This window comes from Micromonospora radicis, assembly GCF_003583405.1.
GTDB lineage: Bacteria > Actinomycetota > Actinomycetes > Mycobacteriales > Micromonosporaceae > Micromonospora > Micromonospora radicis.
In genome coordinates this window covers 30,739-48,800 of record NZ_QXEC01000005.1, presented here as the reverse complement: position 1 = coordinate 48,800, position 18,062 = coordinate 30,739, and the positions used below count along the sequence as shown (strand labels likewise).

Sequence of the window (18,062 nt, the reverse complement as noted above, 5' to 3'; positions counted from 1 at the left end):
CTCAGCGTGCCGGCACGCCCTTGACCACGCTCTCCGGCGGCACGTCCCGCACGACGCACGCACCGGCGCCGACCGTCGCCCCCGCGCCGACCCGCAACCCGGGCAGCACCACGGCGCCCGCGCCGATCAACGCGGCGGTGCCGAGGTGACACTCGCCGGAAACGGCGGCGAGCGGGTGCAGCGAGACGTGGTCGCCGACCGCACAATCGTGGGCGAGGGTGGCGTTCTGGTTGACGTGCAGATACCGCCCGGCGGTGACGTTGGTGGTGATCCGGGCACCGGCGAACACCACCAGCCCCTCGGCCGACACGAGGTCGGTGCCGACGGTGGCGTCCGGATGCACCAGGCTGGCCACGGGCAGGCCGAGTACGTCGATCCGACCGGCCACGGCGCGGCGTACCCGCGGGTCGCCGAGGCCCAGCGTGACGTGGGTCTGTGGGGGCAGCTGCCCGAGCGTGGCCAGCGTGCCGAGGTACGGCGCACCGGCCAGCTCGGCCCGCTTGCGGTTGCGGTCCGAGGGGGCGTCGTCGACGAAACCCACCAGCCGCCACACCTGCCGGCCGGCGGCCTCGTTGATCGCCGCCGCCACCTGGGCGATCTCCCTACCGTGGCCGCCGCAACCGACGACGACGAGGTCGACACTTGTCGTCACCCGCTCAGCGTAGTCGGCTGTGCGCGTAGGGTGGCCGACCGTCGTTCGGTGAGTCTCAGGCGACGGACTGCCACCAGCCGTCGACCGGTGGCGGGTCGTCGACCACCACCCGCTCGCCCGGACGCGGCACCGCCAGCCGGACGTCGCGCGCCTTCGCCTCGGCCCAGAGCCGGTCCACCGGCTCGGACCAGTCGTGCACCGCTAGGTTGAACGTCGCCCAGTGCACCGGGATGAACAGCCCGCCGCGCAGATCCAGGTGGGCGGAGACCGCCTCCTCGGGGAACATGTGGATGCTCGGCCAGGCCCGGTCGTACGCGCCGATCTGCACCAGCGTCACGTCGAACGGACCGTGCTCGGCGCCGATCTCGGCGTACCCGGCGAAGTAGCCGGAGTCCCCCGTGTAGTAGACCCGGCGCTGCCGGCCGGCCACCACCCAGGAACTCCAGAGCGTGCCGTTGCGACGCAGCCCGCGCCCGGAGAAGTGTTGCGCCGCGGTGCAGGTGATCTCCAGGTCGGCCACCCGGTGGGTCTGCCCCCAGTCCAGTTCGACGATCCGGTCGGCGGGCACCCCCCACCGGTCGAGGTGGGCGCCGACGCCCAGCGGCACCAGGAACGGTGCGCTCTGCCGCGCCGTCAGCTCCTGCACGGTGGCCATGTCCAGGTGGTCGTAGTGGTCGTGCGAGATCAGGATCGCGTCGAGCCGGGGCAGTTCGTCGAGGCGTACCGGCGGCTCGTGCAGGCGGCGCGGGCCCACCGACGCCGACGGTGAGCACCGCTCGCTCCAGACGGGGTCGATCAGTACCCGCCGCCCCTCGATCTCGATCAGGGCAGAGGCGTGGCCGTACCAGACCACGTTCAGCTCGCGGGCCGGGTCGACCGCCGGTCCGGCGGTCGGCCGCACCAGCGGCACCGGCGCGGTCGGCCGGCGCCGCTGCTTACCGAAGATCAGCTCTCGGACCAGGTTGCGGTCGGGCGCGGGGACCATGGTCCGGGTGTCGGCCCGGTTGTGGAAGACACCGTCGCGGAACTGCGGGGACCGGGCGGCCCGTTCGGCGCGGGCGCCGGCCAGCCGGCCGCCGAGGGCGGCGGGTACGTTACGGGCCGCCCAGGCCAGTCCGGCCAACGCCAGCAGGCCCGCCAGCGATCCGCCGACCCGTGGGCCGGTCCCCGACTGTGTCGGCTCCTTCGGCGCCCGCATGTGTCCCCCTCCGCCCGTGCCTCGGGGTCCACGTTAGCCCTCGCCGTCGGGTTCAGCCGCCGTTGCTGGGACGGTACGGCCGCACCCGGTGGGTGCCGCCGCTGCCAGCGACAGCGGCGGTGAGCTCCAGTATCCGACGTCCGAAGCGGGCGCGGGCCTGCACCGCGGGATGGGTGGCGCCGTAGTCGTCGGCGCCGGGCTGGCCGTCGGCGAAGAGCGCGTACGTCACCAACGGAGCGCCCGCGGTGTCGAAGATCACGCCGGCTTCGTGCCGGGCGTCGGCGAACCAGCCGGCCTTGGTGGCGATGCGGGACCGCTCGGCCGAGGACATCTCCCGCCGGATGCCGTCGGTGCACGCCACCGGCGAGCGCAGCAGCCGCAGCACGAGGTCTGTCGAGGCCGGGCTGAGCAACGCACCGGCGACGAGCGCCCGGAGCAGGTCGTGCGTCTCCCGGGGCGTACTGGTGCCGAGGTAGAACCGGTTCGGGTCGGCCACCGGCTGGACCTGCGTGTTGGGGAAGCCCTTGGCCAGCAGGATCTGGTTCAGTTCGGCGGCCGGGCAGACCAGCCCGCACAGCCGTACGGCGGTGTCGTCGGAGACGGTCAGCAGGTTCGCCAGCACGTGGCCGAGCGTGACCTGACTGGGGTAGGCGCCGGCGAGGCTGAAGATGCCGTCGCCGCCGGGCACCACGATCGCGGCGCTCACCTCCACCTGCTGGTCGAGGGTGAGCAGGCCCCGGTCGACCTTGTCCAGCACCGCGACCGCCACGGCGATCTTGTTCACGCTGTACGCCGCGGTCCGGCGGTCCGGCGACTCGGCCACCGCGACCGCCGGGGCACCGCCGGCCGGGCCGGCGAGGCTGACGTACGCCTGCCAGTCGCCGCCGGCCCGGGTGCGCTCCCGGCGGTACGCGGCACCGATGCGTTCGGCGACCCGTTTCCGTACACCGCCTCCACCGGCCGGCCCGGGATCGCTGGCGGCCCGGCCGGGATCAGCGGAGGTCGGCACGGCCGGGATCAGCGGAGGCCGGCACGGCCGGGCCGAACACGGTGCCGGCCGTGGCCACGGTGCCCAGGCCGAGCGCGGTTCTGCGGTTCACTCGGATGGTCAATCGTCTCTCCCGTCGGTCCCCGCGAGCGCGATCGCGTCGGCCGGTTCCTCGATCTTCGGGCCGGGGACCTCCTCGGCCCGTACGTCCCGCCTGCCCTGCCACGTCAGCGCCCGCATGCGGTTCCCTCCGGGCTTGTCGCGTAGCCGGACTGCTACCCCGATCAGCGCTGTTCAACCGGCCTGCCTGGCCCGACGGCGGGCGCTGTCGGGGGTGGTCGGGCCGCTTCGGGGCGGTGCCTCGGCACGGGTGTCGGCCCTGTCGAGCTGATGGCGTGAACGGTTCTGTTGATGTTGGGCCGGTAGCCGGCCCGGAGGCCAGCCAGCCGCGGGCGTCAGCCGGACGGGTGCGAACCGGCCGGCCGGCAACGGAGGCTCGGACGTTCCTCGACGGGCAGCACCTCGGCGGGCGGCGCTACTGCCGTGCGATAGCTCAGGCGGTTCAGCTCGACAGTGTCGAGTGCGCACACCTGGCAGAAGGACGAGCCGACCGCCGTGCCCACGGGGGCAGCGGCGGCCGGTCGGTCGTGGTGCGGTGTCGGCGGATCAGGTGCCGGGGGTGTCGCCCCGCTTGGCGGTGGCCGCCAGGTAGTCGCGGTTCAGCCGGCCGATAGTGGTCAGCGGGATGCCCTTCGGGCAGACCACCGTGCACTCGCCGGCGTTGGTGCAGCCGCCGAAGCCGGCCTCGTCGTGCGCGTCGACCATGCCGATCACCCGGGTGTGCCGTTCCGGCTGGCCCTGCGGCAGCAGCCCGAGCTGGGTGACCTTGGCGGCGGTGAACAGCATGCCGGAGCCGTTCGGGCAGGCCGCGACGCAGGCGCCGCAGCCGATGCAGGCGGCCGACTCGAAGGCGGCGTCCGCGTTGGCCTTGGCCACCGGGACCGAGTGGGCCTCCGGCGCGCTGCCGGTCGGCGCGGTGATGTACCCGCCGGCAGCGATGATCTTGTCGAAGGCGTTGCGGTTGACCACCAGGTCCTTGATGACCGGGAAGGCCCGGGCCCGCCACGGCTCGATGTCGATGGTGTCGCCGTCGGAGAACTGCCGCATGTGTAGCTGGCAGGCGGTGGTGCCGCGCTGCGGCCCGTGCGCGTCGCCGTTGATCATCAGGCCGCACATGCCGCAGATGCCCTCACGGCAGTCGTGGTCGAAGGCGACCGGCTCCTCGCCGGCGAGGATGAGTCGTTCGTTGAGTACGTCGAGCATCTCCAGGAACGACATGTCCGGCGAGACGTCGTCGACCTGGTAGGTCACCATCCGACCCTTGTCCTCGGGGCCGGACTGGCGCCAGATGCGCAGGGTCAGGTTCACTTGTAGCTCCGCTGCGTGGGGTGGACGTATTCGAAGGTCAGGTCTTCCTTGTGCAGCACCGAGGGCTGCCCGGTGGCGGTGAACTCCCAGGCCGCGACGTAGGCGAAGTTGTCGTCGTCGCGCTGGGCCTCACCGTCGGGGGTCTGGTGCTCGGCCCGGAAGTGACCGCCGCAGGACTCCTCCCGGTGCAGGGCGTCGATGCACATCAGCTCGGCCAGCTCGAAGAAGTCGGCCACCCGGCCGGCCTTCTCCAGCGACTGGTTGAGCCCGTCGGCGTCGCCGACGATGCGTACCCGCTGCCAGAACTGGTCGCGCAGCGCCCGGATCTCGTCGATCGCCTTGCGTAGCCCGGCCTCGGAGCGCTCCATGCCGCAGTGCTCCCACATGATCTGGCCCAGCTCGCGGTGGAACGAGTCCACCGTCCGGTCGCCGTTGATCGCGAGCAGCCGCTGGATCCGGTCCTCGACGTCGCGGCGCGCCTCCACGGCCGCCGGGTGGCTGCCGTCGACCTTCTCGAACGGGCCGTCGGCCAGGTAGTTGGCGACCGTGTTCGGCAGCACGAAGTACCCGTCGGCCAGCCCCTGCATCAGCGCCGAGGCGCCGAGCCGGTTGGCGCCGTGGTCGGAGAAGTTCGCCTCGCCGATCACGAACAGGCCGGGGATGGTCGACTGCAGGTCGTAGTCGACCCAGAGGCCACCCATCGTGTAGTGCACGGCGGGGTAGATCCGCATCGGGACCTCGTACGGGTCCTCACCGGTGATCCGCTCGTACATCTCGAACAGGTTGCCGTACTTGGCCTCGATGGCCTTGCGGCCGAGCCGGTTGATGGCGTCGGCGAAGTCGAGGTAGACGCCGAGCTTGGTCGGGCCGACACCGCGGCCCTCGTCGCAGACGTTCTTCGCGGCCCGGGAGGCGATGTCCCGGGGTACCAGGTTGCCGAAGGAGGGGTAGATCCGCTCCAGGTAGTAGTCCCGCTCGTCCTCGGGGATGTCGCGGGGGTTGCGGTCGTCGCCCTTGACCTTCGGCACCCACACCCGGCCGTCGTTGCGCAGCGACTCGCTCATCAGGGTCAGCTTCGACTGGTGGTCGCCGGAGACTGGGATACAGGTCGGGTGGATCTGGGTGTAGCAGGGGTTGGCGAAGTAGGCGCCCTTGCGGTGCGCCCGCCAGGTGGCGGTGACGTTGCAGCCCTTGGCGTTGGTGGAGAGGTAGAAGACGTTGCCGTAGCCGCCGGAGGCGAGCACCACCGCGTCGGCGAACTCCGTGGTGATCTCGCCGGTGACCATGTCCCGGACCACGATGCCCCGGGCCTTGCCGTCGACGACGATCAGCTCCAGCATCTCGTGCCGGGCGTTCATCTCCACGTTGCCCAGGCCGATCTGCCGCTCCAGCGCCTGGTACGCGCCGAGCAGCAACTGCTGCCCCGTCTGGCCCCGGGCGTAGAAGGTGCGTTGCACCTGGGCGCCGCCGAAGGAACGGGTGTCCAGCAGGCCGCCGTACTCGCGGGCGAACGGCACGCCCTGCGCCACGCACTGGTCGATGATGTTGACCGAGACCTCGGCCAGCCGGTGCACGTTCGACTCGCGGGAGCGGAAGTCGCCGCCCTTGACCGTGTCGTAGAAGAGCCGGTGCACCGAGTCGCCGTCGTTGCGGTAGTTCTTGGCGGCGTTGATGCCGCCCTGCGCGGCGATCGAGTGGGCCCGACGCGGGCTGTCCTGGTAGCAGTACGACTTCACCCGGTAGCCCTGCTCGCCCAGCGTGGCGGCGGCGGCGCCACCGGCCAGGCCGGTGCCGACCACGATCACCGTCATCTTGCGGCGGTTGGCCGGGTTGACCAGCTTGGCCTCGAAGCGGCGGCGTTCCCAGCGGGTCTCGATCGGGCCGTCGGGGGCCCTGGTGTCGGCGATCGGGTCGCCCTCGGTGAAGAGATCCATGGTCAGGACACCAATCCGGTGAGTACGGCGAACGGGACCAGGAGGTAGCCGGCGCAGAGCGCGACGGCGAAGACCAGCGCCACCGCCCGGGCTCGCTGCTCGCCGCGCGGGGTCTGCTGGCCAAGGCTGCGCAGGGCGCTGAACACGCCGTGGCGCAGGTGGAACCCGAGGGCCACGATCGCCAGCGTGTAGAAGAGCGTGACGTACCAGCGCTCCGGCGCGAAGTCGGCGACGACGTTGGCGTACGGCCGGGACGGGTCGCCGACCGGGTTCAGCGTGCCGGTGGTCAGGTCCAGGATGTGGTAGATCACGAAGAGCAGGATGATCACGCCGCCCCAGCGCATGGTGCGCGCGGCGTAGCTGCCCCGGACCTTCTTGCGGTGGGCGTAGCGCACCGGGCGGGCGGCGCGGGCCCGCAGGGCGAGGACGGTGGCGGCCCAGATGTGCCCGAGCACCGCGACCAGCAGCCCGACCCGCATGATCCAGAGGAACCAGACGTTCGGCAGGATCGGAGCGCCGATCTCGCGCAGCCAGTGCGCGTAATGGTTGAACGACGCGTCGCCGGCGAAGACCTTGAGATTGCCCAGCATGTGCGCGATGAGGAACAGCACCAGGAGGATGCCCGTCACCGCCATGACGGCCTTGAGGCCGACGTTGGAACGGATGGGCGACCGCGCTCTTGTCGTGACTACCACGCGACCGACGCTAGGAGGACTTTGATCAGTCGTCCAATGCATCGACACCGCAGTCTTGATAGCCATAAGCTATGTAGATGCAGCTCCATCAGCTGAAGTACTTCGTGGCGGTGGCCGAAGTACGACATTTCACCCAGGCTGCCGATGTCGTCGGCATAACCCAACCCTCGTTGAGTAAGCAAATTCACGCCCTGGAGGACACCCTCGGGGCCCCACTGTTCGAGCGGGTAAGGGGGAACATCACCCTCACCGCGGCCGGCGAGGTGCTGCTGCCGCTGGCCAAGCGGATCCTCGCCGACGTGGAGACCGCCACCCGCGAGGTGCAGGAACTGGTCGGCCTGCGGCGCGGCCGGGTACGCCTCGGCGCCACACCGAGCCTGGCCACCTCGCTCGCCCCGCCGGTGCTGCGCCGGTTCCGCGACGTCCACCCCGGCGTCGACCTTCGGGTGGAGGAGGGCGGCTCGCAGGACCTGGTCCGCGACCTACTCCGGGGCGACCTCGACCTAGCATTGATCATCATGCCGGCCCAGGGCACCGACCCCGGACTGCGCGCCGACCCGATCCTGACCGAGAGCCTGGTCGTCGCCTCGGTCGATCCGCTGCCGGCTGCCCCCGCCGGCAGCGACCTGCGCATCACCGATCTGCGCGACCAGCCGCTGGTGATGTTCCGGGAGGGCTACGACCTGCGCGACGCCACCCTCCAGGCCTGCCGCGCCGCGGGCTTCGAGCCGACCCTGTCCGTCGACGGCGGCGAGATGGACGCCGTACTCAGCTTCGTCGAGGCCGGCCTGGGCGTGGCCCTCGTACCGGGCATCGTGGTCGCCCGCCGACCCGGCATCCGGGTCACCCGGTTGGCCCCGCCCGGCGTGCGACGCACCATCGCGGTGGCCCGCCGCCGCGACGTGGTGCCCACCCACGCCGGCCGGGAACTACGCCGCATCCTGCTCGAATACGTCCACACCGCGACCGCCGCCCGGGAACTCCCGCCCGGCGTCGAGGCGCTGGCCTGAACGAGGCCGGCGACGCCCACGCCATCGAGCACGGACGAAGACGCCCCGGCCCCCGGCGGCGCCATAGGCTGCCCGGCATGGCAGCGTCCGGTCACGCCGTCGTCGTCGGAGCCAGCCTGGGCGGTCTGCTCGCCGCCCGGGCACTGGCGGAAACGTACGCACAGGTCACCCTCTTGGATCGCGACAAGCTGCCCGCCGGGCCGGCCCCCCGGCGCGGGGTGCCGCAGGGCCGTCAGGTGCACGTCCTGCTCGCCCGGGGGCGACAGATCCTGGAGGAGCTGTTCCCCGGCCTCGGCGCGGAGCTGTACCGCCAGGGCGCCACCCCGGTCGACCTGCACGGCCAGGTGCACTGGTACAACGACGGCCACCGGATGCGCTCCGCGCGGTCGGACCTCACCGGCTTCGGCATGAGCCGCCCGCTGCTCGAACACGCGGTACGGGACCGGGTGACCGCCCTGCCCGGGGTGCGCGTCCTGCCCGAGTGCGAGGTCACCGGCCTGACCGCCACGCCGGACCAGTCCCGGGTCACCGGGGTGCGGCTGGCCCCGGCGACCGGCCGGCCCGACGAACTGCGGGCCGACCTCGTGGTCGACGCCGCGGGCCGGGGCAGCCGCAGCCCGGTGTGGCTCGCCGAACTCGGCTATCCGGCGGCACCGCAGGAACAGGTGGAGGTCGGCGTCACGTACGTGACCCGCCGGTACCGGCGCGAGGACGGCCAACTGGACGGCATGCTCGGCGTACTCGCCAACGCGATGCCGGGCCGCCCCCGCTACGGGGTGGTGGCACCGCAGGAAGGCGGCCGGTTCGCGGTCACCATGGCCGGCATCCTCGGTGAGCAGCCCCCGACCGACGACGAGGGCTTCGCCCGCTTCGCGGCCTCGCTGACCGCACCACAGGTCGGCGAACTGGTCCGGCACGCCGAACCGCTGGACGATCCGGTGCTGATGCGGTTCCCGGCCAGCGTCCGACGCCGCTACGAGCGGCTGCCCCGGTTCCCCGCCGGCTACCTGGTCTTCGCCGACGCGCTGTGCAGCCTCAACCCCGTCTACGGCCAGGGCATCACGGTCGCCGCCCTGCAAACCCTGCTGTTGCGTAGGCTCCTCGCCCGCGACCGGGACCGGCTGGCCCGGCGGTTCTTCCCGCGCGCCGCCCGCCTGATCGACGCGCCGTGGTCCATCGCGGTCGGCGCCGACCTGCGCTTCCCCGGGGTACGCGGCCGGCGTACCCCGGCTGTCCGGCTGGTCAACGCCTACCTGGCGCGGCTGCACGCCGCCGCGTCGAACGACGCCGTGCTCGGGGCCGCGTTCCTGCGGGTGCTCAACCTGATCGACCCGCCGGCCCGGCTGCTCGGCCCGGACGTGCTGCTCCGGGTGCTCGCCGGCCGGCGTCAGCGGCCTTCGGCGTCGTCCATGGCCCGGTAGATCCGCTGCTCGGACACCGGGTACGGGGTGCCCAGGGCCTGCGCGAAGACGTTCACCCGCAGTTCCTCGATCATCCAGCGGATCTGCCGCACCGCGACGGAGGTGCGGCGGGCCGGCGGCAGCGCGGCGAGCATCTCGTCGTACTCCCGTTGCACCACCGCGATCCGGTCCTGCTGCTGCTTGTCCCGCGCCGGGTTGCCGGGCAGCCGGTCCAGCCGCCGCTCGATCGCGGTCAGGTAGCGCAGCAGGTCGGGTAGGCGGGCGTAGCCGGCCTCGGTGATGAACCCGGCGTGCACCAGGCCGGTGAGCTGGTTGCGGATGTCGGCCAGGGCGGCCACCACGGCCAGGTTCCTCGTCGCGCCGAGCCGCTGCTGGACCGCGTACCCGGCGGCGAGCACCGCCCGGACCCGTTCCATCACCTCCACCACGGTGTCGACCAGCGCGGCCCGCACCTTGTCCCGCAGCGCCGCGAAGCCCTCGGCGTCCCAGACCGGACCGCCCGCGTCGGCGACCAGCTTGTCGATCGCCGCACCCGCGGCGTCCTCGATGAGTGCCTGCACCCCGCCGTGCGGGTTGCGCGACAGCGCCAGCTTCGCCTCGTTGCTCAGCCGCCCCTGCAGGAACTTCGCCGGTGACGGCACGGTCAGCCGGAGCAGCCGTCGGGTACCCGCCCAGTGCGCGGCCTCCTGCTCGGCGGGGGAGTCGAAGACCCGCACCCCCACCGTGGCACCCTCGTCGACCAGCGCCGGGTACGCCGTCACCGCATACCCCGCCCGCACCTGTTCGACGGTGCGCGGCAGGGTGCCGATCTCCCACGAGGTCAGGCCGGTGCGGGTCACCTCCGGCGCGGCGGCGGCCACCACCTGCCGTACCTCGGTCTTGAGCTGGCGTTGCAGCGCCGGCAGATCCTTGCCCTCGGCGACCGGTCGGTCGTCGTCACCGAGCACCCGGAAGGTCACCCGCAGGTGCGGCGGCAGCTTGCCCGGATCCCAGGCGTCCCGGGGCACCGTCACGCCGGTCATCCGGCGCAGCTGCCGGGTCAGCGCGTCCAGCAGCGGCTCGTCGCCGGGGGTGATCGCGGCCAGCGCGGCGCGGGCGTAGTCGGGTACCGGCACGAAGTTGCGGCGCACCGGCTTGGGCAACGACCGGATCAACGCGACCACCAACTCCTCGCGCAGTCCGGGTACCTGCCAGTCGAAGCTCTCCGCCGGCACCTGGTTGAGCAGCGGCAGGGGGATGTCCACCGTCACCCCGTCGGTGGCCGTACCCGGTTCGAAGGTGTACGTCAGCGGCAGGCTGACCCCGTCGGCGCTCCACCGGTCCGGGAAGTCGGCCTCGTCCACCCCGCCCCGGCCCGCGTTGACCAGCAGCTCCCGGGTGAAGGTGAGCAGCTCGGGCTGCTCCCGCCGGGTCTTCTTCCACCAGGTGTCGAAGTGCCGTCCGGAGACCACCTCGGCCGGGATCCGCTCGTCGTAGAACTGGAAGATCGTCTCCTCGTCGACCAGGATGTCCCGCCGTCGGGCCCGGTTCTCCAGCTCCTCCACCTCGGTCAGCAGCCGCTGGTTGTCCCGCCAGAACTGGTGGTGGGTGGACCAGTCGCCCTCGACCAGGGCGTGCCGGACGAACAGCTCCCGGCTCAGCACCGGGTCGATCCGGCCGAAGTTCACCTTGCGGGAGGTCACCAGCGGTACGCCGTACAGCGTCACCTTCTCGTACGCCATCACCGCCGCCTGCTTCTTCTCCCAGTGCGGCTCGCTGTAGCTGCGCTTGACCAGATGGCCGGCGAGCGGTTCGACCCACTCCGGTTCGATCCGGCCGTTCACCCGGCCCCACAGCCGGGACGTCTCCACCAACTCGGCGGCCATCACCCAGCGGGGCGGCTTGCGGAACAACGCCGAGCCGGGAAAGAGCCCGAACTTCGCTCCCCGGGCACCCAGGTACTCGTTCTTCTGCGCGTCCTTCAGGCCGACGTGTGACAGCAGGCCGGGCAGCAGCGACTGGTGCACCCTCGGCGTGTCGATCTCCTCCGGCAGGTCGGCGCCGACCTGGCGCCGTCCGCCGCCGTCGGACCCGTCCGCCGCGGCGTCGCGCCGGCCGCGACCCCGGCCACTGGATTCGGCGGTACGCAGCACCTGGCGCAGTTGGCTGACGATGTCCTGCCACTCGCGTACCCGCAGGTAGTTGAGGTAGTCGGCCCGGCACATCCGGCGGAACGCGCTCGATGACAGCTCCCGCTGCTGCTCGCGCAGGTAACGCCACAGGTTCAGGTACGCGACGAAGTCCGACTCGGCGTCGGCGAACCGGGCGTGCGCCTGGTCGGCCTGGGCCTGCTTGTCGGCCGGCCGTTCGCGCGGATCCTGGATCGACAGCGCGGCGGCGATCACCATCACCTCGGTGGCGCAGCCGTTGCGCTCACCTTCGAGGACCATCCGGGCCAGCCGGGGGTCGACCGGAAGCTGGGCCAGCCGCCGCCCGAGCGGGGTGAGCCGCCGCTCCGGGTCGGTCTCGGTCGGGTCGAGCGCCCCCAACTCGTGCAGCAGGTTGACCCCGTCGGTGATGTTGCGGCGGTCCGGCGGGTCGATGAACGGGAAGGCGGCGATGTCGCCGAGACCGATGGCGGTCATCTGGAGGATGACCGAGGCCAGGTTGGTACGCAGGATCTCCGGGTCGGTGAACTCGGGCCGGGACTCGAAGTCCTGCTCGTCGTAGAGCCGGACGCAGATGCCGTCCGAGGTCCGCCCACAGCGACCCTTGCGCTGGTTGGCACTGGCCTGCGAGACCGGCTCGATGGGCAGCCGCTGCACCTTCAGCCGCTGTGAGTAGCGGCTGATCCGGGCGGTACCGGGATCCACCACGTACTTGATGCCGGGCACGGTCAGCGAGGTCTCCGCCACGTTGGTGGCCAGCACCACCCGCCGGCCGGTGTGCGCGGCGAAGACCCGGTGCTGCTCGGCGACGCTCAGCCGGGCATACAACGGCAGGATCTCGGTGCCGAGCAGCGAACGCTTGTTCTGCACCAGCTTGCCCAGCGCGTCGGCGGTGTCCCGGATCTCCCGCTCGCCGCTGAGGAAGACCAGGATGTCGCCGGGTCCCTCGGCGGCCAGCTCCTCGACCGCGTCGCCGATCGCCTGGACCTGGTCGCGGACGTTCTCCTCGTCCGCCTCCTCCTCGTCGGAGGCCGCCACCTCGACCAGCGGCCGGTAGCGCACCTCGACCGGGTAGGTCCGACCGGAGACCTCGACCACCGGCGCGGGCACGCCGTCGGGATGCTCGGCGTCCGGCGGGCCGGCGAAGTGCCGGGCGAACCGGTCGGTCTCGATCGTCGCCGAGGTGATGATCACCTTGAGGTCGGGCCGGCGGGGTAGCAGCTGCCTCAGGTACCCGAGGATGAAGTCGATGTTGAGGCTGCGCTCGTGCGCCTCGTCGATGATCAACGTGTCGTACTGGCGCAGCATCCGGTCGGTCTGCAACTCGGCCAGCAGGATGCCGTCGGTCATCAGCTTGACCAGGCTCCGCTCGCCGACCTGGTCGGTGAAACGCACCTTGTACCCGACCACGTCGCCCAGTTCGGTGCCCAGCTCCTCGGCGATCCGGTCGGCGACCGTACGGGCGGCCAGCCGCCGGGGCTGGGTGTGCCCGATCAGCCCGCCGATCCCACGGCCCAACTCCAGGCAGATCTTCGGTAACTGGGTGGTCTTGCCCGAGCCGGTCTCGCCGGCCACGATCACCACCTGGTGGTCGCGGATCGCGGCGGCGATGTCGTCCTTACGCTCGCTGACCGGCAACGCCGCCGGGTAGGTGATCGTCGGCAGCGCGGCCCGGCGCCGCTCTAGCCGGGCCTCCGCGGCGGTCACTTCGGCCGCGATCTCGGCCAACGCCGACTCCCGCCGCTGCGGGTCACGAAGCCGGCGTACTCCGTCGAGGCGCCGCCGCAGCTGGCGCTGGTCGCGGAAGATCAGCGGAGGAAGGCGACGCTGCAACTCGCGCATCGGGTCGGTCGCGGCGGGTGTGGCTGGATTCTGCATGTCGTCGCCAAGGATAGGCAGCCCGTCGCCGGACCGCCTCCTGGTTACCCGCCCGGTTGCTCGCCCGTCGGTCCGCGGCTCGGGCGTCCACCGGTGCCGCCCGCTCGGGTGTCCGCTCGCCCGCGGTGGCGGCGTCTATCGTTGTCGGCCGGGCCGGAGCGAGCACGGAGACGACGATGACGATGCGGGACACAGATCGGGCGCTGGTACAGGCCGCCAGCGCGGTGGCCAAGCTGCGCTGCCGCAGCGCGGCCCACACCGTCGCCGCGGCGGCCCGGACCACCGACGGTCGGGTCGTCTCGGGGGTCGACGTGGTGCACGACAGCGCGGGTGCCTGTGCCGAGGTGATCGTGGTCGGTTCCGCGGCGACCCAGGGCGTGCAGGACCTGGAGACCATCGTGACGGTCGGAGACCGAGGCCGCAGCCTGCTCACTCCCTGCGGCTCGTGTCAACGGCTGCTGGCCGACCGCTTCCCGGCGCTGCGGGTGATCGTCGGGCCGCTCGGCGACCCACGGGTGGTACCGGTGGCCGAACTGCCCACCGCCCACCACCCCACCTGATCGCCCCGCCCCGCCCGGCCCTTGTGAACGGCCTGGCCCCCACTCGCCGGGTGGGGCCCAGACCGGGTCGTCGTTGTCGTGGTGGAGCGACCGGGTGGTCTTGGTCAGGCGGCGGCGGACCAGATGGCGCGGAAGGCGGCGGCCTCGCCGGCCAGCCAGCGTTCGATCTCGTCGGTCTTGACCCCCTCGGGCGTCCGGTGGGCCAACCCGCGCCGTACGTCGACCAGGACCGGCTCGGCGTGCGGCAGGACGGCGTCCATGTGCCGGGCCATCAGGTGCAGGGTGGCCAGTGCCGCCTCCTCGCTGGGTGGAGCCTCGTCGAAGTGCAGCCGGACCGCCTCGACCCGACCGTCGGCGTGGCGTACGCCGAACTGGGGGTTGATCTTGACGGGGAGGTCGCCGAGCAGGGCGAGGGCGTCGCGGGTCTGCGCCAGGTCGACCGATCGCGGCTCGCCCAGCGAGTGCAGCCACGCCGTGGCTCCCGGCATGAGGGCCTGGTAGAGCGGGCGCCAGCGGGGCTTGACGATCTCGACCACCTGGGACAGGTGGGTGCCGCCGGTGTGGAAGGCGATGTCGGCCTTGAGCGCCTTGACGAACTGACCGTGTGGGTTGAAGCCGGAGCGGCTGGCCCGTTGTCGGCGCAACCCGCCGACGAAGGTGGCCTTGGTCGGCCCGGTGCGGTCGACGTACCGGGTGAAGCCGAGGAGAGTGGCGTACGGCGTGAGGGGGCTGGAGGTGGGCGCGCTCACGAGCATCCTCCCAGGTCAGGAACTCGATTAGTACACACATTCTAATCGATGGGCCTGACATCGCCCAGGGGAGACAAGGGGCCATCCGGACACTCCGGGTGGCCCCTTGCGAAGAATCTCTGCTGACCGTCGGGCGGCCTCAGAGCTGGCCGACGTCGGTGATCCGGACGACCGCGGCGCCGGCCTCGTCGGAGGCGGCCAGGTCGACCTCGGCGCTGATGCCCCAGTCGTGGTCGCCCTGCGGGTCGTCGAGGATCTGCCGCACCGTCCAGCGCTCCCGACCCTGCTCGATCATCAGCAGCGCGGGGCCGCGGGCGTCCGGGCCGGTGCCGATCCCGTCGTACGAGTCGAAGTACGGCTCCAGCGCGTCGGCCCAGGCGTCGGCGTCCCAGCCGGACGGCCCGTCCAACTCGCCGAGCGCGTCCCAGTGCCGCAACGCGGCCAGCTCCACCCGGCGGAACAGGGCGTTGCGCGCCAGTACCCGGAACGCCCGGGTGTTGCGGGTGACCGCGGCCGGGCGGTCGTCCAGGGCGGCGGCGACCTCCGGCAGGTCGGTGGGATTGCGCAGCCGCTCCCACTCGTCGATCAGGCTGGAGTCGACCTGCCGGACCAGCTCGCCGAGCCACTCGATCAGGTCGACCAGTTCCTCGGTCTTGGCCTCCTCGGGCACCGTCTGCCGCAGCGTCTTGTAGGCGTCCGCGAGGTAGCGCAGCACCAGCCCCTCGGAGCGGGTCAGCGAGTAGAACTGCACGTACTCGGTGAAGGTCATCGCCCGCTCGTACATGTCGCGGACCACGGACTTGGGGGAGAGTTGGTGGTCGGCCACCCACGGGTGGCCCTGCCGGTACATCTCGTACGCGTTGTCCAGCAGTTCGGCGAGGGGCTTGGGCCAGGTCACCTGGTCGAGCAGTTCGAGGCGCGCCTCGTACTCGATGCCGTCGGCCTTCATCGCGGCGACCGCCTCACCGCGGGCCTTGAACTGCTGCGCGGAGAGCACCTGGCGGGGGTCGTCGAGGATCGACTCGATCACGCTCAGCACGTCGAGGGCGTACGACGGCGACTCGGTGTCCAGCAGCTCGATGGTGGCCAGGGCGAGCGGCGACAGCGGCTGGTTGAGCGCGAAGTCGAGTTGCAGGTCGACGGTGAGCCGGACCCGCCGGCCGGTCTCGTCCGGCTCGGGCAGCTCCTCGACCACCCCGCCGGCCTTGAGCGCGCGGTAGATGGCGATGGCCCGGCGGATGTGTCGACGCTGGGCGGCGGCGTCCTCGTGGTTGTCGGTGAGCAGGTGCCGCATGGCGGCGAAGGCGTCGCCGGGGCGGCCGATGACGTTGAGCAGCATCGAGTGGCTGACCTGGAAGCTGGAGGTCAGCGGCTCCGGTTCGGCCGCGACGAGCCGGTCGAAGGTGGGCTGCCCCCAGCCGACCGCACCCTCCGGCGGCTTCTTCTTGACCACCTTGCGCCGCTTCTTCGGGTCGTCACCGGCCTTGGCCAGCGCCTTCTCGTTCTCGATCACGTGCTCGGGCGCCTGCACGACCACCCGGCCCAGGGTGTCGAAGCCGGCCCGACCGGCCCGGCCGGCGATCTGGTGGAACTCGCGTGCCTTCAGTAGCCGGGTACGCACCCCGTCGTACTTGGACAGGCCGGTGAACAGCACCGTGCGGATCGGCACGTTGATGCCGACGCCGAGGGTGTCCGTACCGCAGATGACCTTGAGGAGTCCGGCCTGGGCCAGGGTCTCCACCAGTCGGCGGTACTTGGGCAGCATCCCGGCGTGGTGCACGCCGATGCCGTGCCGGACCAGGCGGGACAGCGTCTTGCCGAAGCCCGAGGTGAACCGGAAGCCGCCGATGGCCTGGGCGATCATGTCCTTCTCCGCGCGGGTACAGACGTTGACGCTCATCAGCGCCTGCGCGCGCTCCAGGGCGGCGGCCTGGGTGAAGTGCACCACGTACACCGGGGCCTGCTTGGTCTCCAGCAGTTCTTCGAGCGTCTCGTGCATCGGCGTCATCGCGTACGAGAAGAGCAGCGGGACCGGCCGCTCGGCCGAGCGGACGACGGCGGTCGACCGGCCGGTGCGTCGGGCCAGGTCGTCGACGAACCGGGTGGTGTCGCCCAGCGTGGCCGACATCAGGATGAACTGGGCCTGCGGCAGCTCGATCAGCGGTACCTGCCAGGCCCAGCCCCGGTCGGGCTCGGCGTAGAAGTGGAACTCGTCCATGACCACCTGGCCGACGTCGGCCCGGGTGCCCTCGCGCAGCGCCAGGTTGGCCAGGATCTCCGCGGTGCAGCAGATGATCGGCGCGTCGGCGTTGACGCTCGCGTCGCCGGTGAGCATGCCGACGTTCTCGGCGCCGAAGACCTCGCAGAGCGCGAAGAACTTCTCCGATACCAGGGCCTTGATCGGCGCGGTGTAGAAGGTGGTCCGGTCGTCGGCCAGGGCGGCGAAGTGCGCGGCGATCGCGACCAGGCTCTTGCCGGAGCCGGTCGGCGTATTCATGATCACGTTGGCGCCGGAGACGATCTCGATGACCGCCTCCTCCTGGTGGGGGTAGAGGTCGAGACCGCGCTCGGAGGCCCAACTGGCGAACGCGTCGTAGAGGGTGTCGGGGTCGGCGGTCTTGGGCAGCGCGGCGGTGAGTGTCATGGCCGGTCCATCGTGCCTGGATCATGCCCTCCGGCGCCAACCCGTCCTCAGCGGCGGCGGTAGACCAGGTCCGCGACCGGCCGGCCGACGGCCAACGCCCGGCGCTCGAACCGGGTCACCGGCCGGTGCGCGGGCCGGGGTGCGTAGCCATCGTGCGGGTTGACCAGGCCCGGATCGGCGTCCAGGGTCGCCCGCATCGACTCGGCGTACTCCGCCCAGTCGGTGGCGCAGTGCAGCGTGCCGCCGACGGCCAGCCGGGAGCGCAGCAACGCCACGTGTGCCGGCTGGATCAGCCGCCGCTTGTGGTGCCGCGACTTCGGCCACGGGTCCGGGAAGAAGACGTGCACGGCGGCCAGCGAATCCGGCGGCAGCAGCGTCATCAGCTCCACCGCGTCGCCCTCGGCGATCCGGACATTGCCCAGCTCACGGCGGTGGACCAGGTCCAACAGGTTCGCGATTCCGGGCGTGTGCACCTCGACTGCCAGATAGTCTCGATCCGGGTCGGCGGCGGCCATCTCCACGGTCGTGTCGCCCATGCCGGAGCCGATCTCCACCACCAGCGGGGCCCGGCGGCCGAACAACCCGACGGGGTCGAACGGCGCGGCGTCGGGCACGCGCAGGCCGTACACCGGCCAGAGCTGCTCCAACGCCGCGGTCTGTCGGCCGCTCATTCGGCCGCGCCGCGGGTGGAAGGTACGGATCGCCCGCGCCGGGTGCGGCGCGGCGGGCGCGGGGGTCGGGTCGGTGGAGGTCACAGC

13 protein-coding genes are annotated in these 18,062 nt (G+C 71.9%); 3 read left to right on the top strand and 10 right to left on the bottom strand.

Going from position 1 to position 18,062, the window contains the following annotated elements; genetic code table 11:
- Position 1: 1 nt before the first annotated feature.
- The 6 genes from D2L64_RS07355 to D2L64_RS07325 all read right to left on the bottom strand — a co-directional run bounded on the left by D2L64_RS07355 (position 2) and on the right by D2L64_RS07325 (position 6,895).
- A complete protein-coding gene (locus D2L64_RS07355) occupies positions 2–652 on the bottom strand; it encodes a NeuD/PglB/VioB family sugar acetyltransferase (RefSeq protein WP_119573960.1) in 651 nt (216 codons plus the stop codon).
- 55 nt (positions 653–707) lie between these two features.
- Positions 708–1,850, bottom strand: a complete 1,143-nt coding sequence (locus D2L64_RS07350) for an MBL fold metallo-hydrolase (RefSeq protein WP_119573959.1) — start codon at positions 1,848–1,850, stop codon at positions 708–710.
- A gap of 52 nt (positions 1,851–1,902) precedes the next feature.
- A complete protein-coding gene (locus D2L64_RS07345) occupies positions 1,903–2,859 on the bottom strand; it encodes a serine hydrolase (protein ID WP_233558825.1) in 957 nt (318 codons plus the stop codon).
- A gap of 645 nt (positions 2,860–3,504) precedes the next feature.
- Complete coding sequence (locus D2L64_RS07335; RefSeq protein WP_119573958.1) at positions 3,505–4,266, bottom strand: succinate dehydrogenase/fumarate reductase iron-sulfur subunit; 762 nt, start codon at positions 4,264–4,266, stop codon at positions 3,505–3,507.
- Positions 4,263–6,200: a fumarate reductase/succinate dehydrogenase flavoprotein subunit gene (locus D2L64_RS07330; RefSeq protein WP_119573957.1), complete on the bottom strand. Its 1,938-nt coding sequence runs from the start codon at positions 6,198–6,200 to the stop codon at positions 4,263–4,265. Before D2L64_RS07330 ends, D2L64_RS07335 begins: the two co-directional genes overlap by 4 nt.
- Before the next feature lie 2 nt (positions 6,201–6,202).
- Positions 6,203–6,895 (bottom strand): succinate dehydrogenase cytochrome b subunit, encoded by a 693-nt coding sequence (locus D2L64_RS07325; RefSeq protein WP_267898661.1) that lies wholly within the window; start codon positions 6,893–6,895, stop codon positions 6,203–6,205.
- 77 nt (positions 6,896–6,972) lie between these two features.
- Between D2L64_RS07325 and D2L64_RS07320 the strand changes: the two genes are divergently transcribed.
- Positions 6,973–7,905 carry a LysR family transcriptional regulator gene (locus D2L64_RS07320; protein ID WP_119573956.1) on the top strand — a complete coding sequence of 311 codons (933 nt, stop codon included), beginning with the start codon at positions 6,973–6,975 and terminating at the stop codon, positions 7,903–7,905.
- A 77-nt stretch (positions 7,906–7,982) separates the two neighbouring features.
- Positions 7,983–9,326, top strand: coding sequence for an NAD(P)/FAD-dependent oxidoreductase (locus tag D2L64_RS07315; RefSeq protein WP_119573955.1), 1,344 nt, complete (start codon positions 7,983–7,985; stop codon positions 9,324–9,326).
- Here the strand turns inward: D2L64_RS07315 and hrpA are convergent.
- Positions 9,293–13,351 (bottom strand): ATP-dependent RNA helicase HrpA, encoded by a 4,059-nt coding sequence (gene hrpA / locus D2L64_RS07310; protein ID WP_119573954.1) that lies wholly within the window; start codon positions 13,349–13,351, stop codon positions 9,293–9,295. The two genes, D2L64_RS07315 and hrpA, sit on opposite strands and share 34 nt — an antisense overlap.
- A gap of 176 nt (positions 13,352–13,527) precedes the next feature.
- Between hrpA and D2L64_RS07305 the strand changes: the two genes are divergently transcribed.
- On the top strand, positions 13,528–13,911 hold the full coding sequence (locus D2L64_RS07305) for a cytidine/deoxycytidylate deaminase family protein (protein WP_119573953.1): 384 nt from the start codon (positions 13,528–13,530) through the stop codon (positions 13,909–13,911).
- Between the two features lie 104 nt (positions 13,912–14,015).
- Here D2L64_RS07305 and D2L64_RS07300 read toward each other — a convergent pair whose 3' ends face one another.
- The 3 genes from D2L64_RS07300 to trmB all read right to left on the bottom strand — a co-directional run bounded on the left by D2L64_RS07300 (position 14,016) and on the right by trmB (position 17,975).
- Positions 14,016–14,660 carry a hypothetical protein gene (locus D2L64_RS07300; protein WP_119574120.1) on the bottom strand — a complete coding sequence of 215 codons (645 nt, stop codon included), beginning with the start codon at positions 14,658–14,660 and terminating at the stop codon, positions 14,016–14,018.
- A 139-nt stretch (positions 14,661–14,799) separates the two neighbouring features.
- Positions 14,800–17,304, bottom strand: a complete 2,505-nt coding sequence (locus D2L64_RS07295) for a DEAD/DEAH box helicase (protein ID WP_119573952.1) — start codon at positions 17,302–17,304, stop codon at positions 14,800–14,802.
- 47 nt (positions 17,305–17,351) lie between these two features.
- Positions 17,352–17,975 (bottom strand): tRNA (guanosine(46)-N7)-methyltransferase TrmB, encoded by a 624-nt coding sequence (gene trmB, locus D2L64_RS07290; protein WP_233558846.1) that lies wholly within the window; start codon positions 17,973–17,975, stop codon positions 17,352–17,354.
- Between the last annotated feature and the right edge of the window lie 87 nt (positions 17,976–18,062).